Consider the following 20105-nt stretch of genomic DNA (forward strand, 5'->3'; position numbering starts at 1 on the left):
CGTCGTCGGGGGCGTCAGGCGCCGATGAGCTTGGAGAACTTGGCCTCGTACCGGGTGTCCTCGTCCTCGCTGAGCGAGCGGAAGGCGTGCGACGTGGCGTTCATCTGTGCGTTCGGGATGATCAGCGGGTTGTCGGCCAGCGACTGGTCGATCTTGGCCAGCTCCTCGCGGACGCCCATCACCGGCGACACGTACGTGGTGTACGCGGCCAGTTCCGCGGCGATCCGCGGCTGGTAGTACCAGTCGATGAGCCGCTCGGCGTTGGTCTTGTGCCGCGCCTTGGCGGGGATCAGCAGATTGTCGGTGGACGTCATGTATCCGGCGGCCGGGAAGGCGTATTCGATGTTGGGGTCGTCGAGCCGGAGCTGCACCAGGTCACCGGCCCAGGCGATGCACGCGGCGATGTCGCCCTTGCTGAGCCCGTCGGTGTACTCGCCGCCGGTGAACTTGCGGATCTGCCCCTTGTCGACCGCGCCCTGGATCCGGGAGAGCGCCGCGTCGTAGTCGTCGTCGGTGACGGTCTCCGGCTTCTTGCCCATGTCGAGCAGCGTCATCCCGACGGTGTCGCGCATCTCGGAGAGCATCGCGGCCTTGCCCTTGAGCGCGGGGTCGTCGAGCAGTTGGGACACCGAGGTGACCTTGCGGCCCTTGGTGACCTTCTTGTTGTAGGCGATGCAGGTCGGGATGCCGGCCCAGGGGTAGGAGTAGGCGCGGCCCGGGTCCCAGTCGGGGCTGCGGAAGCGCTGCTCCAGGTTGGCGAAGGCGTGCGGCAGGTGCGCGGCGTCCAGCTGCTGCACCCAGCCGAGCCGGATCATCCGGCCCGCCAGCCAGTCGGTGAGCACCATCAGGTCGCGGCCGGTGTCCTGCCCCGCGGACAGTTGGGGCTTGATCTTGCCGAAGAACTCGACGTTGTCGTTGATGTCCTCGGTGTAGTCGACCTTGATGCCGGTGGCCTTGGTGAACTGCTCAAGGCTGGGCCGGTGTTTGCCGTCGTCGCTGACGTCGATGTACTGGTCCCAGTTGGAGAAGTTGACCACCTTCTCCTGCGCCGAGTGGTCGGTCGACGCGGCGGTGTCGCCCTTGCGGCCCGCGGCCGGGATGCCGCACGCGGTCAGCCCCGCGGTCGCGACGGCGCCCAGGCCCGCGGCGCGCAGCAGCGACCGGCGGCCGAGGGCGGCGCGTCCGCCGTTCATGCTGCGGAGCAGCGCCGCGCGCTGGGGCGGGGACAGGGTCTCGTGGTGCTCCATGGGTGGTGTGCCCTTCCGCTGACGTGACGGACGTGACGGGACGTTGGGGTATGTGCGGGACGTGGGGACGTGGGGTGCTAGACGGCTCCGAAGACGGTGCGGTGCCAGTCCTTGCGCGCCACCCCGGTGTTGTCCGACATGACGTGCTTGACCTGGGTGTACTCCTCGAAGGAGTAGGAGGACATGTCCTTGCCGAAACCGGACCGCTTGGCGCCGCCGTGCGGCATCTCGCTGACGATCGGGATGTGGTCGTTGATCCAGACACAGCCCGCGGTGATCTCCCGCGCGGCCCGCCCGGCCCGGTAGACGTCCCGCGTCCAGGCGGACGCGGCCAGCCCGTACGGGGTGTCGTTCGCGTACGCCAGGCCCTGCTCGTCGCCGTCGAAGGGCAGCACGGTGAGCACCGGGCCGAAGATCTCCCGCTGCACCGCCTCGCTCTCCTGCGGGGCGCCGGTCAGCAGTGTCGGCCGGTAGTACGCGCCGGCCGCGAGCTTGTCGCCGGGCGCGCTACCGCCGGTGACGACGGTGGCGTACGCGCGGGCCCGCTCGACGACGGCCGCGACACGGTCGCGGTGCGCGAAGGACGTCAGCGGGCCGAGGTCGGTGGCCGGGTCGGCCGGGTCACCGAGCCGCACGGTCGCCATCAGGTCGGCGACACCGGCCACGAAGGCGTCGTACAGCGGGCGTTGGACATAGGCGCGGGTGGCGGCGGTGCAGTCCTGGCCGCTGTTGATCAGCGCGGCGGCGACCGCGCCGTGCACGGACGCCTCCAGGTCGGCGTCGTCGAAGACCACGAAGGGCGCCTTGCCGCCGAGTTCGAGGTGCAGCCGCTTGACGGTGCCCGCGGCGAGCGCGGCGATCCGGGTGCCGACGGCGGTGGAGCCGGTGAAGGACGTCATCGCGACATCGGGGTGCGTGACGAGGTGTTCGCCCGCGACGGGTCCGGTGCCGGTGACGATGTTGAGCACGCCGTCGGGCAGTCCGGCCTCGGTGGCGGCCCGGGCGAACAGCAGGGCGGTCAGCGGGGTCAGTTCCGACGGCTTGAGCACGATCGTGTTGCCGGCCGCGACCGCCGGGAGGATCTTCCAGCCGGCCATCTGCAGCGGGTAGTTCCAGGGCGCGATCGAACCGACGACACCGACCGGCTCGCGCCGCACGTACGAGGTGTGGTCCGGGCTGTACTCCCCCGCCGCCTTGCCCTCCAGGTGGCGGGCGGCACCGGCGAAGAAGGCGGTGTTGTCGACGGTGCCCGGCACGTCGAAGCCACTGCTGAGCCTGATCGGCTTGCCGCACTGGAGGGTCTCGGCGCGGGCGAGTTCACCGGCCGTGGCGTCCAGGGCGGCGGACAGCCGGTGCAGTACGGCCGAGCGCTCGGCGGGCGCGGTGGCCGCCCAGCCGGGCAGGGCGGCCTTCGCGGCGGCGACGGCGGCGTCCACGTCCGCGGGCCCCGCGGTGGCGTAGCTCCACACCGTGCGGCCGGTCGCCGGGTCCACCACCGCGTGCGGGGCGCCGCCGCCGGCCCGCGGCCGGCCGTCGATGTACTGGGCTCCGCCCGCGACGCGTTCCAGCACGTCGGCCACATCCGCATCCGTGGCGCCGGTCGCGTCCGTCGCGTGGTCCATCACCGTTCTCCTCGCCTCCGCGCCCACATCTGGCGGCGTGGCCAAAGTCTGGATTGGTCGCCGATCCTGGCAGAGGAGCCGCCCTTCAACAAGTGATTCCGTTGTTGCCTTTTGGTTACGCGACGAATTCTGTGCACATCCGGTGGCCGGAACGACGGTCCGCGTCCCTTCCCTGGCTGTCCGAGGGCGCCGTTTACGATGAACCGCACGCACCGGCCCCTGGGAGGACACCGCATGCCCGACACCGCACCCGGCCCCGTACCCGGCACCGGCCCCTCCGGCGGCCCCGGTCCCGCGGGCCTGGACGCCTTCATCGCCGGGCTCCCCAAGGCCGAGCTGCACGTCCACCACGTGGGGTCCGCGTCGCCGCGGATCGTCGCGGAGCTGGCCGCCCGGCACCCGGATTCCGCGGTCCCCGCCGACCCGGCCGCGCTCGCCGACTTCTTCACCTTCCGGGACTTCGCGCACTTCATCCAGGTCTATCTCTCGGTGGTCGACCTGATCAGGGACGCCGAGGACGTCCGGCTGCTCACCTTCGAGGTGGCGCGGGACATGGCCCGGCAGAACATCCGCTACGCCGAGCTGACCGTGACCCCGTTCAGCTCGACCCGGCGCGGCATCCACGAGCAGGCGTTCATGGAGGCGATCGAGGACGCGCGCAAGGCCGCGGAGTCCGAGCTGGGCGTGACGCTGCGCTGGTGCTTCGACATCCCCGGTGAGGCGGGCCTGGAATCGGCCGAGCAGACCGCGCACCTGGCGCTCGACCTGCGACCCGAGGGCCTGGTCTCGTTCGGGCTCGGCGGCCCGGAGATCGGCGTGCCCCGCCCGCAGTTCAAGCCGTACTTCGACCGGGCCCGCGCCGCCGGTCTGCACAGCGTGCCGCACGCGGGCGAGACCACCGGGCCGGAGACGATCTGGGACGCGCTGCGCGACCTGGGCGCCGAGCGGATCGGCCACGGCACCAGCGCGGTGCGGGACCCGCGGCTGCTGGAGCACCTGGCCGAGCACCGCGTCCCGCTGGAGGTCTGCCCGACCTCCAACATCGCCACCCGCGCGGTGGCCACGCTCGACGAGCACCCGATGAAGGAGATGGTGGCGGCCGGCGTCCTGGTCACCGTGAACAGCGACGACCCGCCGATGTTCGGCACCGACCTGAACACCGAGTACGCGGTCGCCGCCCGGCTGCTCGGCCTGGACCACACCGGGGTCGCGGCCCTCGCCCGGAACGCCGTCGAGGCGTCCTTCCTCGACGCGGCGGGCAAGCGGGCGCTGGCCGCCGAGATCGACGCGTACGCGGCGGCATACACGGCGGCGGGGCCCGGCGCGCGGACGGCATCATGACGGCGCCGATCGCGGTCGCGCACCGCGGCGACCCGTACGTGGTCCGCGAGAACACCCTGCCGTCGGTGCGGTCCGCGCTGGTCAAGGGCGCCGGCGCGGTCGAGGTCGACGTCAAGATGACGGCCGACGGTGTGCCGGTGCTGCTGCACGACGACACCCTGGAGCGGCTCTGGAAGGTCCCGGAGGCGGTCGGCGACCTGACGTCGAAGGACGTCACGGACCTCACCGACGGCGGGGTGCCGACCCTGGCGGACGCCTTCGCCGAGCTGCGCCGGCACCCGACCGGCGGCCGGATGATGCTCGACCTGACCGGGGTGGACCAGGTGGAGCCGACGCTCGCCGCCGTCGTGGAGGCGGATGTCGCCGACCGGGTCTACTACTGCGGCGGGCTCGGCGCGATGCGCACCCTGCGCGAACGGGACGCGGACGCCGAGATCGCCATGACGTGGAAGACGGTGGCCCGGCCGCCGCAGTCGCTGCTGGACGAGCTGCGCCCGCGCTGGATCAATCTGCGCTTCGGCCTCGTCGACGAGTCGACCGTACGGTGGGCGGCGGCGCACGGTCTGCTGGTCGGCGCCTGGACGGCGGACTGGCGGCGCAACATGGTGCGGCTGCTCGACCTCGGCGTGGACGCGGTGACCACCAACCGCCTCGACACCTTCCAGCGGCTGCTGGTCAAGCGCGCCGCGTCCGTCCGGGCGTGAGTCCCGTCCGTCCGGGCGTGAGTCCCGTACGACCGTAGGCAGTCTCGTACGCACGGTCCGGCCCCCGCGGGCACTTCTCCGCGGGGGCCGGACCGTACCGGTACGGGGAGGGCTCAGCCGTCCAGCGACGTCATCACGTGCTTGATCCGCGTGTAGTCCTCGAAGCCGTAGCCCGACAGGTCCTTGCCGTAGCCGGACTGCTTGAAGCCGCCGTGCGGCATCTCGGCGACCAGCGGGATGTGGGTGTTGATCCACACGCAGCCGAAGTCGAGCCGCTTGGACATCCGCATGGCGCGCGCGTGGTCCTTGGTCCACACCGAGGATGCGAGCGCGTAGTCCACCCCGTTGGCCCAGGCGACGGCCTGCTCCTCGTCGGTGAAGGACTGCACGGTGATGACCGGGCCGAACACCTCGCGCTGGATGATCTCGTCGTCCTGCCGCAGCCCGGAGACGACGGTCGGCGCGTAGAAGAAGCCGCGCTCACCCACCCGGTGGCCGCCGGTCTCGACCTTGGCGTGCGCGGGCAGCCGCTCGATGAAGCCGCTGACCTGGGCGAGCTGGTTGGCGTTGTTCAGCGGCCCGTACAGCACGTCTTCGTCATCGGGCAGGCCGGTCTTGGTGTCGGCCGCCGCCTTGGCCAGCGCCGCGGTGAACTCCTCGTGGATGGACTCGTGCACCAGCACGCGGGTGGCGGCGGTGCAGTCCTGCCCGGCGTTGAAGAAACCGGCGACGGCGATGTCCTCGACGGCCTTGGCGATGTCGGTGTCCTCGAAGACCACGACGGGCGCCTTGCCGCCCAGCTCCAGGTGGACCCGCTTGACGTCCTTGGCGGCGGACCCGGCGACCTCGATGCCGGCCCGGACCGAGCCGGTGATGGAGGCCATCGCGGGCACCGGGTGCTCGACCATCGCGCGGCCGGTGTCGCGGTCACCGCAGACGACGTTGAAGACGCCCTTGGGGAGGATGCCGCCGAGGATCTCGGCGAGCAGCACCGTGGAGGCGGGCGTGGTGTCGGACGGCTTGAGGACGACGGTGTTGCCCGCAGCGACCGCCGGGGCGAACTTCCACACGGCCATCATCATCGGGTAGTTCCACGGCGCGACCTGCGCGCAGACCCCGACCGGCTCGCGCCGCACGATCGACGTCATGCCCTCCATGTACTCGCCCGCCGAGCGGCCCTCCAGCATCCGCGCGGCGCCCGCGAAGAACCGGATCTGGTCGACCATCGGCGGGATCTCCTCGCTCGCGGTCAGCCCGATCGGCTTGCCGGTGTTCTCGCTCTCCACCGCGACCAGTTCGTCGGCCCGCGCCTCGATCGCGTCGGCGATCTTGAGCAGCGCCTTCTGCCGCTCCGACGGGGTGGTGTCGCGCCAGGCCGGGAAGGCCGCCGCGGCGGCGGCCATCGCCGCGTCCACATCGGCAGCGCCGGACAGCGGCGCGGTCGCGTACGCCTCGCCGGTCACCGGATCGACCACATCGGTGGTGCGGCCGTCGGCGGCGTCACGGAATTCTCCGTCGATGTAATTGCGCAGAGTACGGAGTTCGGTCACGGCGCTTGCTCCCTGGTCGTACGAGTCCGGTCGGTCGGGCGGCCACCCGGGACGCGGGGTGGGCGCCGCCGGATGTCCACGTGCTGAGACGCCTCCAGCTTAGCCGCAGGACTGCCGTATTCGACATACCCACCACCCCCCAACAACCGATTCGGTACCCCAGAGGGCCATGAGCAACGGTTTTCATCGTGGAGGGCTTGCGCGACCGTCGACCTCTCCTGCACAGTGGGGCGCGTGGCCACTCGGGACAGGAACGGCGCGGCGCCGCAGATAGACGCGGTGTCCAACGCGATCATCGAACAGCTCCAGCAGGACGGACGCCGTCCGTACGCGACGATCGGCAAGGCCGTGGGCCTGTCCGAGGCGGCCGTGCGACAGCGCGTACAGAAACTGCTCGACCAGGGCGTCATGCAGATCGTCGCCGTCACCGACCCGCTCACCGTGGGCTTCCGGCGGCAGGCGATGGTCGGCATCAATGTGGATGGCGACATCGATCCGGTCGCCGACACGCTGACCGCGCTGGACGAGGTCGACTACGTCGTCGTCACCGCCGGCTCCTTCGACCTGATGGTGGAGGTCGTCTGCGAGGACGACGACCACCTGCTCGACCTGGTGAACAAGCGGATCCGCGCGCTGCCCGGCGTGCGCTCCACCGAGACCTTCGTCTACCTCAAGCTGCGGAAGCAGACCTACACCTGGGGAACCCGATAGCCATGACGCCTTCCTCCGATTCCTCCGCCTCGCCCGTGTCGTCCGACGCCTCCTCGAAGACCGCCCGCGACCACCTGTGGATGCACTTCACCCGCATGTCGTCGTACGAGAACGCGCCCGTGCCGACCATCGTGCGCGGCGAGGGCACGTACATCTACGACGACCACGGCAAGCGGTACATCGACGGTCTGTCCGGGCTGTTCGTGGTCAACGCCGGGCACGGCAGGCACGAGCTGGCGGAGACCGCGTACAAGCAGGCGCAGGAGCTGGCCTTCTTCCCGATCTGGAGCTACGCGCACCCCAAGGCGATCGAACTGGCCGAGCGGCTGGCGCAGTACGCGCCCGGCGACCTCAACAAGGTCTTCTTCACCACCGGCGGCGGCGAGGCCGTCGAGACGGCCTGGAAGCTGGCGAAGCAGTATCACAAGCTCAACGGCAACCACACCAAGTACAAGGTGATCTCGCGGGCCGTCGCCTACCACGGCACCCCGCAGGGAGCCCTGTCCATCACCGGCCTGCCCGCCCTCAAGGCGCCCTTCGAGCCGCTGGTGCCCGGCGCCCGCAAGGTGCCCAACACCAACATCTACCGGGCGCCGATCCACGGCGACGACCCGGTGGCATTCGGCCGCTGGGCCGCCGACCAGATCGAGCAGCAGATCCTCTTCGAGGGCCCGGACACCGTCGCCGCGGTCTTCCTCGAACCCGTGCAGAACGCCGGTGGCTGCTTCCCGCCGCCGCCCGGCTACTTCCAGCGGGTCCGCGAGATCTGCGACCAGTACGACGTGCTGCTCGTCTCGGACGAGGTGATCTGTGCCTTCGGGCGGCTCGGCACGATGTTCGCCTGCGACAAGTTCGACTTCGTCCCGGACATGATCACCTGCGCCAAGGGGATGACGTCCGGCTACTCCCCCATCGGGGCCTGCATCGTCTCCGACCGGGTCGCCGAGCCCTTCTACAAGGGCAGCAACACCTTCCTGCACGGGTACACCTTCGGCGGCCACCCCGTCTCGGCCGCGGTCGGCCTCGCCAACCTCGACATCTTCGAGCGCGAAGGGCTCAACCAGCACGTCCTCGACAACGAGGCGCGCTTCTTCGAGACGCTCAGCCGGCTCAACGACCTGCCGATCGTCGGCGACGTCCGCGGCAACGGCTACTTCTACGGCATCGAACTCGTCAAGGACAAGGCCACGAAGGAGACCTTCACCGACGAGGAGACCGAGCGCGTCCTGTACGGCTTCCTCTCCAAGGAGCTGTACGCCTCCGGCCTCTACTGCCGCGCCGACGACCGCGGCGACCCCGTCGTCCAGCTCGCCCCGCCCCTCACCGCCGACGCCGCCCTCTTCGACGACATCGAGGCGATTCTGCGCGGCGTGCTGACGGAGGCATGGAAGAAGCTCTGACGCTTCCAGCGCGGTTCCCCTCGTCCCCGGGTGCCCCCGGCCGGCCCGCTCCCGCGGAGCGGGGTGCCTTCTCGCCTGACGGCGAGTCAGGTCTTTTAGGGGCGCGGGGAACTGCGCGCTCAGCCCGCGCGGGGCTGCTGCTGACAAACCGCCCCCAGCGGGGCAGACGCTGTTTGTTTTGCGACCACCGGGCCGGTGGGGGCGGGCCGCGCAGTTCCCCGCGCCCCTAAAGACATCAGGCACCGCACTCCGCAGGAGGAGACGGGTCACCCGGACGAGGGGTACGGGGGTGGCCCCCGACGTGCCTGCGGGGAGAACGGGGCGCCGTTGTCTAGCGTGCCCTCCCGGAGGGAATGTCTCGCGAGACGCGGAGGTACGGGATGGCGCCGCCCGACAATGACGTGTTGTGGGCGAGGTCGCTGCGCCACGCGCACAACGGCTCGCCGGCACTGCTGGGCGTATCGCTGGGGGTGCGGCAGGGCGAGATCCTGGCGGTGGTCGGCCCGCGCGGCGCGGGCAAGTCGACACTGCTGCGCTGCCTGTCGGGCCAACTGGTGCCCGACCAGGGCGAGGTGTGGTTCAACAGCGCCCCTGTGCACACCCTCACCGAAATCGCCCGGGACGAACTGCGCCGGGACCGCTTCGGCTGGGTGGGCAGCACCGCCCAGCTGCTCCCCGAGCTGACGGCCTGGGAGAACGCGGCGTTGCCGCTGCTGCTGACCGGCACCAAGTACCGCGCGGCCCGGGCCGCGGCCCAGGAGTGGCTCGACCGGCTGGACATCGGCGCCGCGGCCCGCAAACGCCCGGCCGAGCTGCTGCAGGCGCAGCGGCAGCGGATCGCGGTGGCGCGCGCCCTGGTCACCACCCCGGAAGTGGTCTTCGCGGACGACCCGGGCGCCCCGCTGCACCGCCCCGACCGGGCCCTGGTGATGCGGACGCTGACCAGCGCGGCCCGTTCGCACGGCATCACCGTGGTGTTCAGCGCCTGCGACCACGAGATCGCGCCCTTCGCGGACCGGGTGATCCCGCTGGTGGACGGCCGTATCAACGCGTCGATGCCGACGCAGGACCGGGACGACCGGGACGACTCCACGACGACCGCGCGGGCCGCGTCCGTATGACGACGGACGCGACGGCAGCCGTCGTACGGAATTCCGCCGCACCGACGTCCGTGGGGCCGCGGCGCGCGGCGCGGGAAGGGAGCCGGACGTGATGGGTCTGCGGGTGCTGCGCGGGGCACGGTTCGCCGCGCTGGCACGGTGGGTGCTGGTGGCCGCCGCGTCGGCCGGGACCGGCATGCTGCTGCTGGCGGCGCTGGGCTGGGCGCTGGCCCACCCGCACCGGCCGTCGGACGCGGCGGTGCGGCTGGTGTGGTGCGCGGTGCCGGTGGTGGTGACCGTGCAGTTCGCGGTCGCCGCGGGCCGCGCGGTGCCCGGCGGGTGGCCGCGGGCCGGTCTGGCCGCGGTGGGCCTGGGCCGGGCCGGTGTGGCGCTGCTGGCCGCCTCGGCGACCGCGATCGCCTGCGCGGCCGGCAGCGCGGTGGCGCTGCTGGTCTTCCTGCACCTGCGCGGCGACCTGGGCGGCCTGCCCTTCCACGGCGCCGCCTCCGACGTCCTGGGCGGCGGCGGATCGGTGCCGCTGGCGGGCGCCTTGACGCTGCTCGCGGTGGTGCCGGTGAGCGCGGCCGTCACGGGCGCGGCCCGGCTGTGGCCACCGCGTACGGTCTCCACCGCGCCCGCGCCCGCCGAGGTGTCCGCCACGGCGCCGCCGAAGGGGCTGCCGTGGGGTGTCGCGCTGACCGCGGTCGGCCTGGCCGCGGAAGTGGCCGCGCCGCACGGTCACGGGATGCCGCTGCCGGGCGGTCTCGGCTCCATCGCGCCGCTGGCGTTGGGCGGTTGGGCCGTCGCCACGGTCGGCATGGTGCTCGCGGGCCCCGGTGTGGTGCACGCCTGCGGCCGGCTGCTGGCCGCCTTCCGGCCGGGCGCGCTGCGGCTGCTGGCCGGGCGGGCGCTCCAGGAGGAGTCCCGTGCGATCGGCCGCCCGCTGGGCGCGCTGTGCGCGACGGCCGCGGCGGTGCCCGCCGTCTACGACCTGCACCGCGGCGGGCGTCCCTTCGGCCCGCTGACGGCGCTGGCCGCCGTCCTGGTGGTGCTGTGCGTCCTGGCCACCGTGGGCACCGCGCTGCTGGAGGCCAAGCGGGGGCGCGAGCCCGCGAACGCGGCGCTGCGGCAGTTCGGGGCGTCGCCCGCGCTGCTGCGTGGCGCCGTCGCGCTGCGTGCCGGGGTGGTGCTGGCCGCGGCCGTTCCGCTGACGGCTCTGGTGGCCGCGCTCGCCACGGTCCCGCCCGGCCGGTGAAGCGGGCCGGGGACTATCGTGGCGCCGTGCCCGCCGACACCCCGCCCGATTCACCGTCAGGTTCCCCGTCCGCCGACGCCCCGCGCCCGCCGGGCCGGGACCGGGAGATCGAGTCCCTGGTGGAGTTCGACCGGGTCGCGCTGACCGGTTCCTTCGCCGGCTACCGGGTGCAGGCCGTCGACCTGACCGACCGTACGTTCGCGCTGCTGGTCGCCGACACCTCGCGGGCCGTCTTCCTCGGCTGCCCGATGGAGCCGCAAGCCCTCGCGCACGTCCGGGCCGGCGGCGCCCTGGTCTTCCCGCCCGTTCCCGACCTGCCCTTCGACCCGTACCGCGGCGCGCTCTACGCTCCCGACGAGCTGTACGCGGGCCTCGCCGACGACGGCTACCCGGCCACCCCCGACGCCCGTACGTATGCCTGGGCCCGGAGCACCGCGGCGGACGGCGACATACTGGCCTCGATGCTGCGCTCGATCCACGACGACGCGGTCTCCGACGCGCTCGACGAACTCCTCGGCGGCCTCAAGGTCGTGGGCGTCATGGGCGGCCACGCCATGGAGCGCGGCACCGACGCCTACGCGGGGGCCGCCCGCCTCGGGCGCGACCTCGCCCGGGCCGGCTTCACCGTCGCCACCGGCGGCGGACCCGGCGCCATGGAGGCCGCCAACTTCGGTGCCTACGCGGCGCCCTTCGACGATCTGATGCTCCGCAAGGCCCTGGACGTCCTCGGCGAGGTGCCCTCCTTCCGGCCCTCGGTCGCCGCCTGGGCGCGCACCGCCTTCGAGGTCCGGGACCGCTGGCCCGGCGGCGGCTCCTCCTACGGGCTGCCCACCTGGTTCTACGGCCACGAGCCGCCCAACGCCTTCGCGTCCGGCATCGCGAAATTCTTCGCCAACGCGACCCGGGAGGACGGTCTGCTCTCGCGCTGCTCGGGCGGCGTCGTCTTCCTGCCCGGCGCGGCCGGCACCGTCCAGGAGATCTTCGACGCCGCGACCCCGGCCTACTACTCCTCCCGAGGGAAGCCCGTCCCCCTCGTCCTGGTCGACCGCGCCCACTGGACGTCCGTCCTCCCCGCCTGGCCCCTCCTCCAGTCCCTCGCCACCGACCGCCCCATGTCCACCCGCATCACCCTCGTCGACTCCGTCACCGAAGCCCCGGCCGCCCTGGCCGCCCTCTCCGAGGGCGCCCGATAGGGGCTGCGCCCCTGGAAGACCTCACTCGGCCGGGAGGAGGACGACCTCGTCCGGGGTGAAGGTCACCGCGACCTCGGCGCCCACTTCCGGAGCGCCCCGCAGGGGGGCGGCGGCGTCGATGCGGGGGGCGGCGTCGGGCGGGGCGAGGGTGAGGGCGAGGTGGGAGCCGCGGAAGGTGCGGGCGAGAACGGTGCAGCGCAGGCCGGAGGAGGCGTCGGTGAGGCGGACCCCGGCGGGCCGGACGAGGATCTGGCAGGGGCCGGAAGGGCTCCCGGTGGGAACCGGCACCTTGCCCCAGGGGGTGTCGGCGTAGGCACCGGCGACGACCGCGTCGGCGACATTCTCGAAGCCGAGGAAGCGCGCGACGAAGGCGGAGGCCGGCCGCTGCCAGACGTCGAGCGGGGTGCCGGTCTGCGCGATCCGTCCGTCGCGCATGACGACGACCCGGTCGGCGAGCGCGAACGCCTCGCCCTGGTCGTGGGTGACGGCGAGCACCGTGGTCCCGAGCCGCCCGAACAGCTCACGCAGTTCGACCACGAGGCGTTCCCGCAGCGAGCGGTCGAGTTGCCCGAGCGGCTCGTCGAGCATGAGCAGCCGCGGCTCGGGCGCCAGCGCCCGGGCGAGCGCGACGCGCTGCTGTTCGCCGCCGGACAGCGTGCCGACGGCACGCCCCGCGGCGCCGGGCAGCCCGACGAGGTCGAGGAGTTCGCGCACCCGCGCCTCCCGTCGCTCGCGCGGCACCTTGTGCATGCGCGGCCCGAAGGCGACATTGCCGCCGACGTCGCGCTGCGGGAAGAGCTGGTGGTCCTGGAACATCAGCCCGACGCCGCGCCGGTGCGCGGGCACGGCGCCCTGGTCGGCGCCGTCGAGCAGCACCCGGCCGCCGTCCAGCGGCTGGAGCCCGGCGACCGCCCGCAGCAGCGTGGACTTGCCGCTGCCGCTGGGCCCGAGCACGCACACGGTCTCGTGCGCGGCGACCTCCAGGGTGACGGCGTCGAGCGCGGCCCGCGGCCCGAACCGTACGGTGGCGTCCTCGACGCGCAGCAGCGCCCGCTTCGACAGTGGAGACGTCATCAGAACTCCCCGGGGGACGGGTCGGCGCCCTTGGCGCGGGGCCGCAGATTCTCCAGCACCAGCAGGGACGCGGCGCAGACCAGCATGAGGATGGTGCTGAGCGCCATCGCCTGGCCGTAGGTGTCGGGCCCCGCCCGGCCGAGCAGGCGGGCGACGGCGACCGGCAGGGTCGGGCTGTCGGGCCGGGCGATGAAGACGGTGGCGCCGAATTCGCCGAGCGAGACGGCGAAGGCGAAACCGGCGGCGACGGCCAGCGCCCGTCCCACGAGCGGGAGTTCGATCTCCCGCCAGACCCGGAGCGGCGAGGCGCCGAGCACGGCCGCGGCCTCCCGCAGCCGGTCGTCGACGGCCCGCAGCACCGGCAGCATGACGCGTACGACGAACGGCACGCCGACCAGCGCCTGCGCGAGCGGCACGAGGATCCAGGAGGAGCGCAGGTCCAGCGGCGGCTTGTCGAGGGTGATCAGGAAGCCGAAGCCGACGGTGACGGCCGAGGTGCCCAGCGGCAGCATCAGCAGCGCGTCGAAGCCGCGGACCAGCCGTCCGGCCCTGCGGACCAGCGCGGCGGCGGCGAGCCCGCCGACGGCGAGGGCGATGACGGTGGCGACGGCCGCGTACCGCAGCGAATTCCCGACCGTCTCCAGCGGGGCGACGACGAAGGTGCTGCTGGTGCCGAGGGAGTTCAGGGAACGGTAGAAGGTGAATCCGTAGCCGTCGGGGCCGTCGAGGGAGCGGGCCACGAGGACGCCGAGCGGCAGCAGGATGAGCAGCGCGATGACGGCGAGCACACCGCCGAGCAGGGCGCGTTCGCCGCCGCGCGGGCGGTGCGCGGTGGTGCCGGCGTCCACGAGCCGCAGCGTGGATTCGCGGCGCCGCACCGTCCACGCGTGCACCGCGAGGATGGCGCCGACGGCCGCGAACTGGACGAGAGTGAGGACGGCGGCGGTCGGCAGGTCGAGAAGCTGCGCGGTCTGCCGGTAGATCTCCACTTCGAGGGTGGAGTACGTGGGGCCGCCGAGGATCTGGACCACGCCGAAGGAGGTGAAGGTGAACAGGAACACCATCAGCGCGGCGGCGGCCACGGCCGGGCCGAGCGCCGGCAGCGTGATCTGTCGCCAGGCGGCGGGCCGGCTCGCGCCGAGCATCCGCGCGGCCTCCTCCTGGCGCGGGTCGAGCTGCGCCCACAGGCCGCCGACGGTGCGGACGACGACCGCGTAGTTGAAGAAGACGTGCGCGATGAGGATCGCCCACACACTGGTGTCCAGGCGCACCCCCCACAGCGAGTCGGTGAAGCCGCCGCGGCCGAGCAGCGCGAGGAAGGCCGAGCCCGCGACGACCGTCGGCAGCACGAACGGCACGGTGACGACCGCCCGCAGCAGCCGCTTGCCGGGGAAGTCCAGCCGGGCGAAGACGTACGCGCCGGGCAGCGCGACGGCGAGGGTGAGCGCGGTGGACGCGGCGGCCTGCCAGCAGGTGAACCACAGCACATGCCGGATGCCGGCGTCGCCGAGCACGTCGCCGATCCGGCCGAACCGCCAGTGCCCGCCCTCGTGCAGGCCGCGGCCGACGATGGCGGCGACGGGGTAGGCGAAGAAGACGCAGAAGAAGGCGGCGGGCACGGCCATCAGGCCGAGGCGTACGACGATGCCGCGGCGGCGTACGGCGGCGGCCCGCCGCCGTACGACCGTCACGTCCGTCGCGTCCGTCACCTGTGGTGTCACTTGAGGACGATCGACGACCATGACTTGGCCCACTCGTCGCGCTTGGCGGCGATCTTGTCGGGCGCCATCGACTCGGGGTCGGTGATCTTCGCGCCGTACTTGGTGAACACCTCGGGCTCGGCGGCGTCCTTGCGCACCGGGTCGACGTACATGTTCAGCGGCATGTCCTCCTGGAACGCCTTGCTCAGCATGAAGTCGATCAGCGCCTGGCCGCCCGCGGTGTTCTTCGCGCCGTGCAGCAGGCCGGCGAATTCGATCTGCCGGAAGCAGGTGCCGGTGGCGACGCCGACCGGGGATTGCGCGGGCGCCGGGGTGACGCCGACGACCTCGGCGGGCGGGCTGGAGGCGTAGGAGACCACCAGCGGCTTGTCGCCCTTGGCCTTCTTCCCGGCCGCCGAGCCGGAGAAGCGCTCGTTGTACGCCTGCTCCCAGCTGTCGACGACCTCGACGCCGTTGGACTTGAGCTGCTTCCAGTACGCCTGCCACTGGTCGTCGCCGTAGCTCGCGGCGCTGCCCAGCAGGAAGGCCAGGCCGGGCGAGGACGTGGCGACGTTCTCGGTGACCAGCAGGTTCTTGTACTGCGGTTTGACCAGGTCCGCGAAGGTCGTGGGCGGGGTCAGCTTGTGCGTGGTGAAGTACGCCCGGTCGTAGTTGACGCAGACATCGCCGGAGTCGATGGGCGTCACCCGGTGCTCGGCGGCGTCGAGTTGCACGTCGGCGGGCACCTGGCCGAGGTCCTTGGCGGTGTACGGGGTGAACAGGCCGTTGTCGAGCGCGCGCGAGAGCAGGGTGTTGTCGACGCCGAAGAAGACGTCGCCCTGCGGGTGGTCCTTGGTGAGGATCGCCTGGTTGACGGCGGCTCCCGCGTCGCCGCCGCGCAGCACCTTGACGGTGTAGCCGGTCTCCTTGGTGAACTCCTTGAGCACGGCGTCGGAGGCCGCGAAGGAGTCGTGGCTGACCAGGGTGACGGTCGTGGACTTCTTGGCGGAGCCGCCGGTGCCGGGGCTACTGGTGTCGCCGGAACCGCCGCTCGAATCGCTGCCGCAGGCGGCGAGGACGGTGGCGCCGACCGTGGCGAGCACGAGCGCGCCCACGGCACGCCGACGGATGGTGTTCATGATGCAGACTCCCTACGCCGGTATGACCCGGATCAGGTCCGAGGGTCTGCGGTCTCGTGGAGGTCCCCGGGATTCCCCGGGTCTCCATGGGCCGCACTCTCAGCGCCGTCGCAGGCGCTCCCCTGTCGGAATGTTCACTTGTGCGATTGCACGAGCACGATAGCAGCAGCGGAAAAGCCGCTGGTCAGCGCACCCGATCCGTTACCTTTCGGCGGCGGCGAGCTGGCCGCACGCGCCGTCGATCTCCTGCCCACGGGTGTCCCGTACGGTCACGGGCACACCATGGCTTTCCAGCGCGGCCACGAACGCCCGCTCGTCCTCCGGGCGGGAGGCCGTCCACTTGGAGCCGGGCGTCGGGTTGAGCGGGATCAGATTGACGTGCACCCGGTGGTTCTTGAGCATCCGGCCGAGCCGGTCGGCCCGCCACGCCTGGTCGTTGATGTCGCGGATCAGCGCGTACTCGATGGAGATCCGGCGGCCGGAGACCTCGGCGTAGTGCCAGGCCGCGTCCAGCACCTCGCGGACCTTCCAGCGGGTGTTGACCGGCACCAGGGTGTCGCGCAGTTCGTCGTCCGGGGCGTGCAGCGAGACCGCGAGGCGGCACTTCAGGCCCTCGTCGGCGAAGCGGTATATCGCCGGGACCAGGCCGACGGTGGAGACGGTGATGCCGCGCTGCGACAGGCCGAGCCCGTCCGGCTCGGGGTCGGTCAGCCGGCGGATCGCGCCGATCACCCGCTTGTAGTTGGCCAGCGGCTCGCCCATGCCCATGAAGACGATGTTGGACAGCCGCGCCGGGCCGCCGGGCACCTCGCCGTCGCGCAGGCTCTTCATGCCCGCGACGATCTGGTGCACGATCTCGGCCGTCGACAGATTCCGGTCGAGACCGGCCTGTCCGGTCGCGCAGAACGGGCAGTTCATGCCGCAGCCCGCCTGCGAGGAGATGCACATCGTGACGCGGTCCGGATACCGCATCAGCACCGACTCGACCAGCGTCCCGTCGAACAGCTTCCACAGCGTCTTACGGGTCTCCCCGTCGTCGCACGCCGCGTGCCGCACCACCGTCATCAGCTCCGGCAGCAGCTCCTCCGCGAGCTTCCCGCGCGCCCCGGCCGGAATGTCCGTCCACGCCGCCGGATCGTCGGCGTACCGCGCGAAGTAGTGCTGCGACAGCTGCTTGGCCCGGAACGGCTTCTCGCCGAGCGCGGCCACCGCCTCCCGCCGCTCGGCGGGACTGAGATCGGCAAGGTGCCGCGGCGGCTTCTTGGCCCCCCGCGGCGCGGCGAAAGTGAGTTCTCCGGGTACAGGCATGATCTGTCAAGTGTCGCAGATCGGGAGCGGTGGTCCGGCGCGCCTGTGGACAACCTTCTGGCCGTGCGGCCGGCGAGCCAAAGGGCACCGGGCATGAGCGCCCGGAGGCGGGAAGGCGGGAAAAAATCAGCCCGAGCCGACGAAGACGACCAGCAGGAGCCAGACGACCGGGGCGGTGGGGAGGAGGGAGTCGAGGCGGTCCATGATGCCGCCGTGGCCCGGGAGGAGGGTGCCCATGTCCTTGATGCCGAGGTCGCGCTTGATCATGGACTCGCCGAGGTCGCCGAGGGTGGCGCTGGTGGCCGCCGCGAGGCCGAGCAGCAGGCCCTGCCACCACCGGCCGTCGTCGATGACGTACTGCATGAGCAGGGCGCCGGCGACCATGGCGAAGGAGATCGCGCCGAGCAGGCCCTCGCGGGTCTTGCCGGGGCTGATCCGCGGGGCGAGCTTGTGCTTGCCGAAGCGCCAGCCGACGGCGTAGGCGCCGGTGTCGCTGATCACGGTGAGCAGCAGGAAGACCAGGACGCGGCGCGGGCCGTCGTCCGCGGCGAGCATCATGACCACGAAGGTGGCCAGGAACGGCACGTAGAAGGCGGCGAAGACGCCGGCGGTGACGTCCCGCAGGTAGTTCTCCGGCGGCTGCGCCATGCGCCAGACGAGGATGGCGAGCGCGGTGAGCGCCATCGCGACCCAGGCGCCGACGGCGCCGCTCGCGTACCCCGCGATGACCATGGCCGCGCCGCCGGCCGCGATCGGGACCAGCGGGGCGCGGATGCCCTTGCGCTCGGCGAGCCGGGAGGTGAGTTCCCAGACGCCGACCAGGACGGCGGCCACGACGACGCCGACGAAGACCGCCTTCACGATGAACAGCGACGCGATGATGATCACGCCGAGACCGAGACCGACCCCTATCGCCGCCCGCAGATTGCGCCCGGCGGACTTCTTCGCGGGCGGCTGCGACGACGGTGCGGGCTCCGGAGAGGGCTCCGGTGCGGGCGGCTCGGACGGGGCGGATGGCGGCATAGGAGGAGTCTTCCTCCCGCGCCCGGATTCGGGTGCGGAACCCGCCGGATACATGATCGAGTCGTCGAGGACCGCGTCGTTCGCCGCGGCACGGCCGGTGACCGCGTCCTCGGGCGCTCCCCAGTGACCGGCGCGTGGCGAAGCGCCCCAGGAAGAGTCGTTCACTGAGCTTCGCCTCGCGTCGTCGTGTGTCGGCCGGGAAGGGCTGAGGGCGGGATCGTGGATGCGGTCGCGGGTACGGTCACCGGAAGGGGTCCCGGTCAGACTTCCAGCAGCTCGGCTTCCTTGTGCTTGAGCAGCTCGTCGACCTGGGCGACGTACTTCGCCGTGGTGTCGTCCAGCTCCTTCTCCGCGCGGCGCACCTCGTCCTCGCCCGACTCGCCGTCCTTGACGAGCTTGTCGAGCGTCTCCTTGGCCTTGCGGCGGACGCTGCGGATCGAGATCTTCGCGTCCTCACCCTTGGTCTTGGCGACCTTGATGTACTCGCGGCGGCGCTCCTCGGTGAGCTGCGGGAAGACCACCCGGATGATACGGCCGTCGTTGCTCGGGTTGACGCCGAGGTCGGAGTTGCGGATCGCCTCTTCGATGTTGCGCAGGCTGCTGCTGTCGAAGGGGGTGACGACCGCCATCCGCGGCTCGGGGACCGCGAAGGAGGCGAGCTGATTGATCGGGGTGACCGCGCCGTAGTACTCGGCGACGATCTTGTTGAACATCGCCGGGTGCGCACGGCCGGTGCGGATCGCGGCGAAGTCCTCCTTGGCCACGACGACGGCCTTCTCCATCTTCTCCTCGGCCTCGAGGAGGGTCTCTTCAATCACGGTGTGCTCCTGGTATGTGGACGTACGTGGACGTGTACGTGTCGTCTGCCGGTGTCCGGAACCGTCACTAAGCCCTGGAGCCCCGGTCGTTGACCAGCGTGCCGATCTTCTCACCCTTCACGGCCCGCGCGATGTTCCCTTCGGCGAGCAGCTCGAAGACGAGGATCGGCAGTTTGTTGTCCTGGCAGAGGGTGATCGCGGTGAGGTCGGCGACCCGCAGGTCGCGGGTGATGACCTCGCCGTACTCCAGGGCGTCGAACTTCACCGCGTCCGGGTTGTGCTTGGGGTCGGAGTCGTAGACCCCGTCCACCCCGTTCTTGCCCATCAGCATCGCCGACGCGTCGATCTCCAGGGCGCGCTGGGCGGCGGTGGTGTCGGTCGAGAAGTACGGCATGCCCATACCGGCGCCGAAGATCACGACGCGGCCCTTCTCCAGGTGCCGCACGGCCCGCAGCGGGATGTACGGCTCGGCGACCTGGCCCATGGTGATGGCGGTCTGCACCCGGGTCTCGACGCCCTCCTTCTCCAGGAAGTCCTGGAGGGCCAGGCAGTTCATGACGGTGCCGAGCATGCCCATGTAGTCGGAGCGGGCCCGGTCCATGCCGCGCTGCTGGAGTTCGGCGCCGCGGAAGAAGTTGCCGCCGCCGACGACGAGGGCGATCTCGTAGCCGTCCGCGACGACCGCGGCGATCTCCCGGGCGATGGCGTGCACGACATCGGGGTCGACGCCGAGCCCGCCGCCCCCGGCGAACGCCTCGCCGGACAGCTTCAGCAGGTAGCGGCGGTGAGCGGTGGTGTGCTGGGCCGTGTCGGCGCCTTTGTCCATGGAGATCTCCTCGTGCACGTACGAAGGAGGCCATTGCCGCGGGTCCTCTGGGGTTCCCTCTACGGCAATGGCCTCCTCGTCACATCTGCGGCCG

The 20105-nt window shown here is 72.0% G+C and carries 17 protein-coding genes and 1 riboswitch; of the genes, 7 read left to right on the forward strand and 10 right to left on the reverse strand.

From position 1 onward, the window contains the following. Positions 1-14 precede the first annotated feature (14 nt). Positions 15-1247 carry an ABC transporter substrate-binding protein gene (locus BM076_RS28160; protein ID WP_093716543.1) on the reverse strand — a complete coding sequence of 411 codons (1233 nt, stop codon included), beginning with the start codon at positions 1245-1247 and terminating at the stop codon, positions 15-17. Positions 1248-1324: 77 nt separating this feature from the next. After that, on the reverse strand, positions 1325-2869 hold the full coding sequence (locus BM076_RS28165; protein WP_093716544.1) for a gamma-aminobutyraldehyde dehydrogenase: 1545 nt from the start codon (positions 2867-2869) through the stop codon (positions 1325-1327). Between the two features lie 234 nt (positions 2870-3103). Between BM076_RS28165 and BM076_RS28170 the strand changes: the two genes are divergently transcribed. Both BM076_RS28170 and BM076_RS28175 read left to right on the forward strand, forming a co-directional pair. After that, complete coding sequence (locus BM076_RS28170) at positions 3104-4210, forward strand: adenosine deaminase (protein WP_093716545.1); 1107 nt, start codon at positions 3104-3106, stop codon at positions 4208-4210. Further along, positions 4207-4914 carry a glycerophosphodiester phosphodiesterase gene (locus tag BM076_RS28175; protein WP_093716546.1) on the forward strand — a complete coding sequence of 236 codons (708 nt, stop codon included), beginning with the start codon at positions 4207-4209 and terminating at the stop codon, positions 4912-4914. The genes BM076_RS28170 and BM076_RS28175 overlap by 4 nt, the downstream gene beginning before the upstream one ends. 113 nt (positions 4915-5027) lie before the next feature. On the opposite strand, the gene BM076_RS28180 is transcribed toward BM076_RS28175, so the two are convergent. Then, a complete protein-coding gene (locus BM076_RS28180) occupies positions 5028-6464 on the reverse strand; it encodes a gamma-aminobutyraldehyde dehydrogenase (RefSeq protein ID WP_093716547.1) in 1437 nt (478 codons plus the stop codon). A gap of 234 nt (positions 6465-6698) precedes the next feature. On the opposite strand from BM076_RS28180, the gene BM076_RS28185 reads away from it, so the two are divergent. The 5 genes from BM076_RS28185 (at position 6699) to BM076_RS28205 (ending at position 12123) form a co-directional block, all read left to right on the forward strand. Next, on the forward strand, positions 6699-7175 hold the full coding sequence (locus tag BM076_RS28185) for an Lrp/AsnC family transcriptional regulator (protein ID WP_093716622.1): 477 nt from the start codon (positions 6699-6701) through the stop codon (positions 7173-7175). Then, the gene (locus BM076_RS28190; RefSeq protein WP_407640724.1) at positions 7160-8575 is read left to right on the forward strand and encodes an aspartate aminotransferase family protein; all 1416 of its coding nucleotides are present in this window, start codon (positions 7160-7162) and stop codon (positions 8573-8575) included. Before BM076_RS28185 ends, BM076_RS28190 begins: the two co-directional genes overlap by 16 nt. A 380-nt stretch (positions 8576-8955) precedes the next feature. Next, entirely contained in the window at positions 8956-9696 is a 741-nt protein-coding gene (locus tag BM076_RS28195) for an ABC transporter ATP-binding protein (protein WP_093716549.1), read from the forward strand. Between the two features lie 91 nt (positions 9697-9787). Next, on the forward strand, positions 9788-10930 hold the full coding sequence (locus tag BM076_RS28200; protein ID WP_407640725.1) for a hypothetical protein: 1143 nt from the start codon (positions 9788-9790) through the stop codon (positions 10928-10930). Between the two features lie 26 nt (positions 10931-10956). Next, positions 10957-12123 (forward strand): LOG family protein, encoded by a 1167-nt coding sequence (locus BM076_RS28205; RefSeq protein ID WP_107416994.1) that lies wholly within the window; start codon positions 10957-10959, stop codon positions 12121-12123. Between the two features lie 21 nt (positions 12124-12144). Here BM076_RS28205 and BM076_RS28210 read toward each other — a convergent pair whose 3' ends face one another. The 7 genes from BM076_RS28210 to pyrH all read right to left on the reverse strand — a co-directional run bounded on the left by BM076_RS28210 (position 12145) and on the right by pyrH (position 20011). Continuing rightward, positions 12145-13197 carry an ABC transporter ATP-binding protein gene (locus BM076_RS28210; RefSeq protein ID WP_093716551.1) on the reverse strand — a complete coding sequence of 351 codons (1053 nt, stop codon included), beginning with the start codon at positions 13195-13197 and terminating at the stop codon, positions 12145-12147. Continuing rightward, positions 13197-14822 (reverse strand): ABC transporter permease, encoded by a 1626-nt coding sequence (locus BM076_RS28215; protein ID WP_093716624.1) that lies wholly within the window; start codon positions 14820-14822, stop codon positions 13197-13199. The genes BM076_RS28210 and BM076_RS28215 overlap by 1 nt, the downstream gene beginning before the upstream one ends. Before the next feature lie 92 nt (positions 14823-14914). Continuing rightward, a complete protein-coding gene (locus BM076_RS28220; RefSeq protein ID WP_093716552.1) occupies positions 14915-16036 on the reverse strand; it encodes a thiamine ABC transporter substrate-binding protein in 1122 nt (373 codons plus the stop codon). After that, positions 16029-16170: riboswitch (TPP riboswitch) on the reverse strand. It overlaps the preceding gene by 8 nt. 67 nt (positions 16171-16237) lie before the next feature. Beyond that, positions 16238-17344 carry a 23S rRNA (adenine(2503)-C(2))-methyltransferase RlmN gene (gene rlmN / locus BM076_RS28225; RefSeq protein ID WP_093716553.1) on the reverse strand — a complete coding sequence of 369 codons (1107 nt, stop codon included), beginning with the start codon at positions 17342-17344 and terminating at the stop codon, positions 16238-16240. A 126-nt stretch (positions 17345-17470) separates the two neighbouring features. Beyond that, positions 17471-18532 (reverse strand): phosphatidate cytidylyltransferase, encoded by a 1062-nt coding sequence (locus tag BM076_RS28230; RefSeq protein ID WP_177246657.1) that lies wholly within the window; start codon positions 18530-18532, stop codon positions 17471-17473. A gap of 95 nt (positions 18533-18627) precedes the next feature. Further along, positions 18628-19185 carry a ribosome recycling factor gene (gene frr / locus BM076_RS28235; RefSeq protein ID WP_093716554.1) on the reverse strand — a complete coding sequence of 186 codons (558 nt, stop codon included), beginning with the start codon at positions 19183-19185 and terminating at the stop codon, positions 18628-18630. Positions 19186-19252: 67 nt separating this feature from the next. Next, a complete protein-coding gene (gene pyrH / locus BM076_RS28240; RefSeq protein WP_093716626.1) occupies positions 19253-20011 on the reverse strand; it encodes a UMP kinase in 759 nt (252 codons plus the stop codon). Between the last annotated feature and the right edge of the window lie 94 nt (positions 20012-20105).

This window comes from Actinacidiphila alni (genome assembly GCF_900112845.1).
Lineage (GTDB): Bacteria > Actinomycetota > Actinomycetes > Streptomycetales > Streptomycetaceae > Actinacidiphila > Actinacidiphila alni.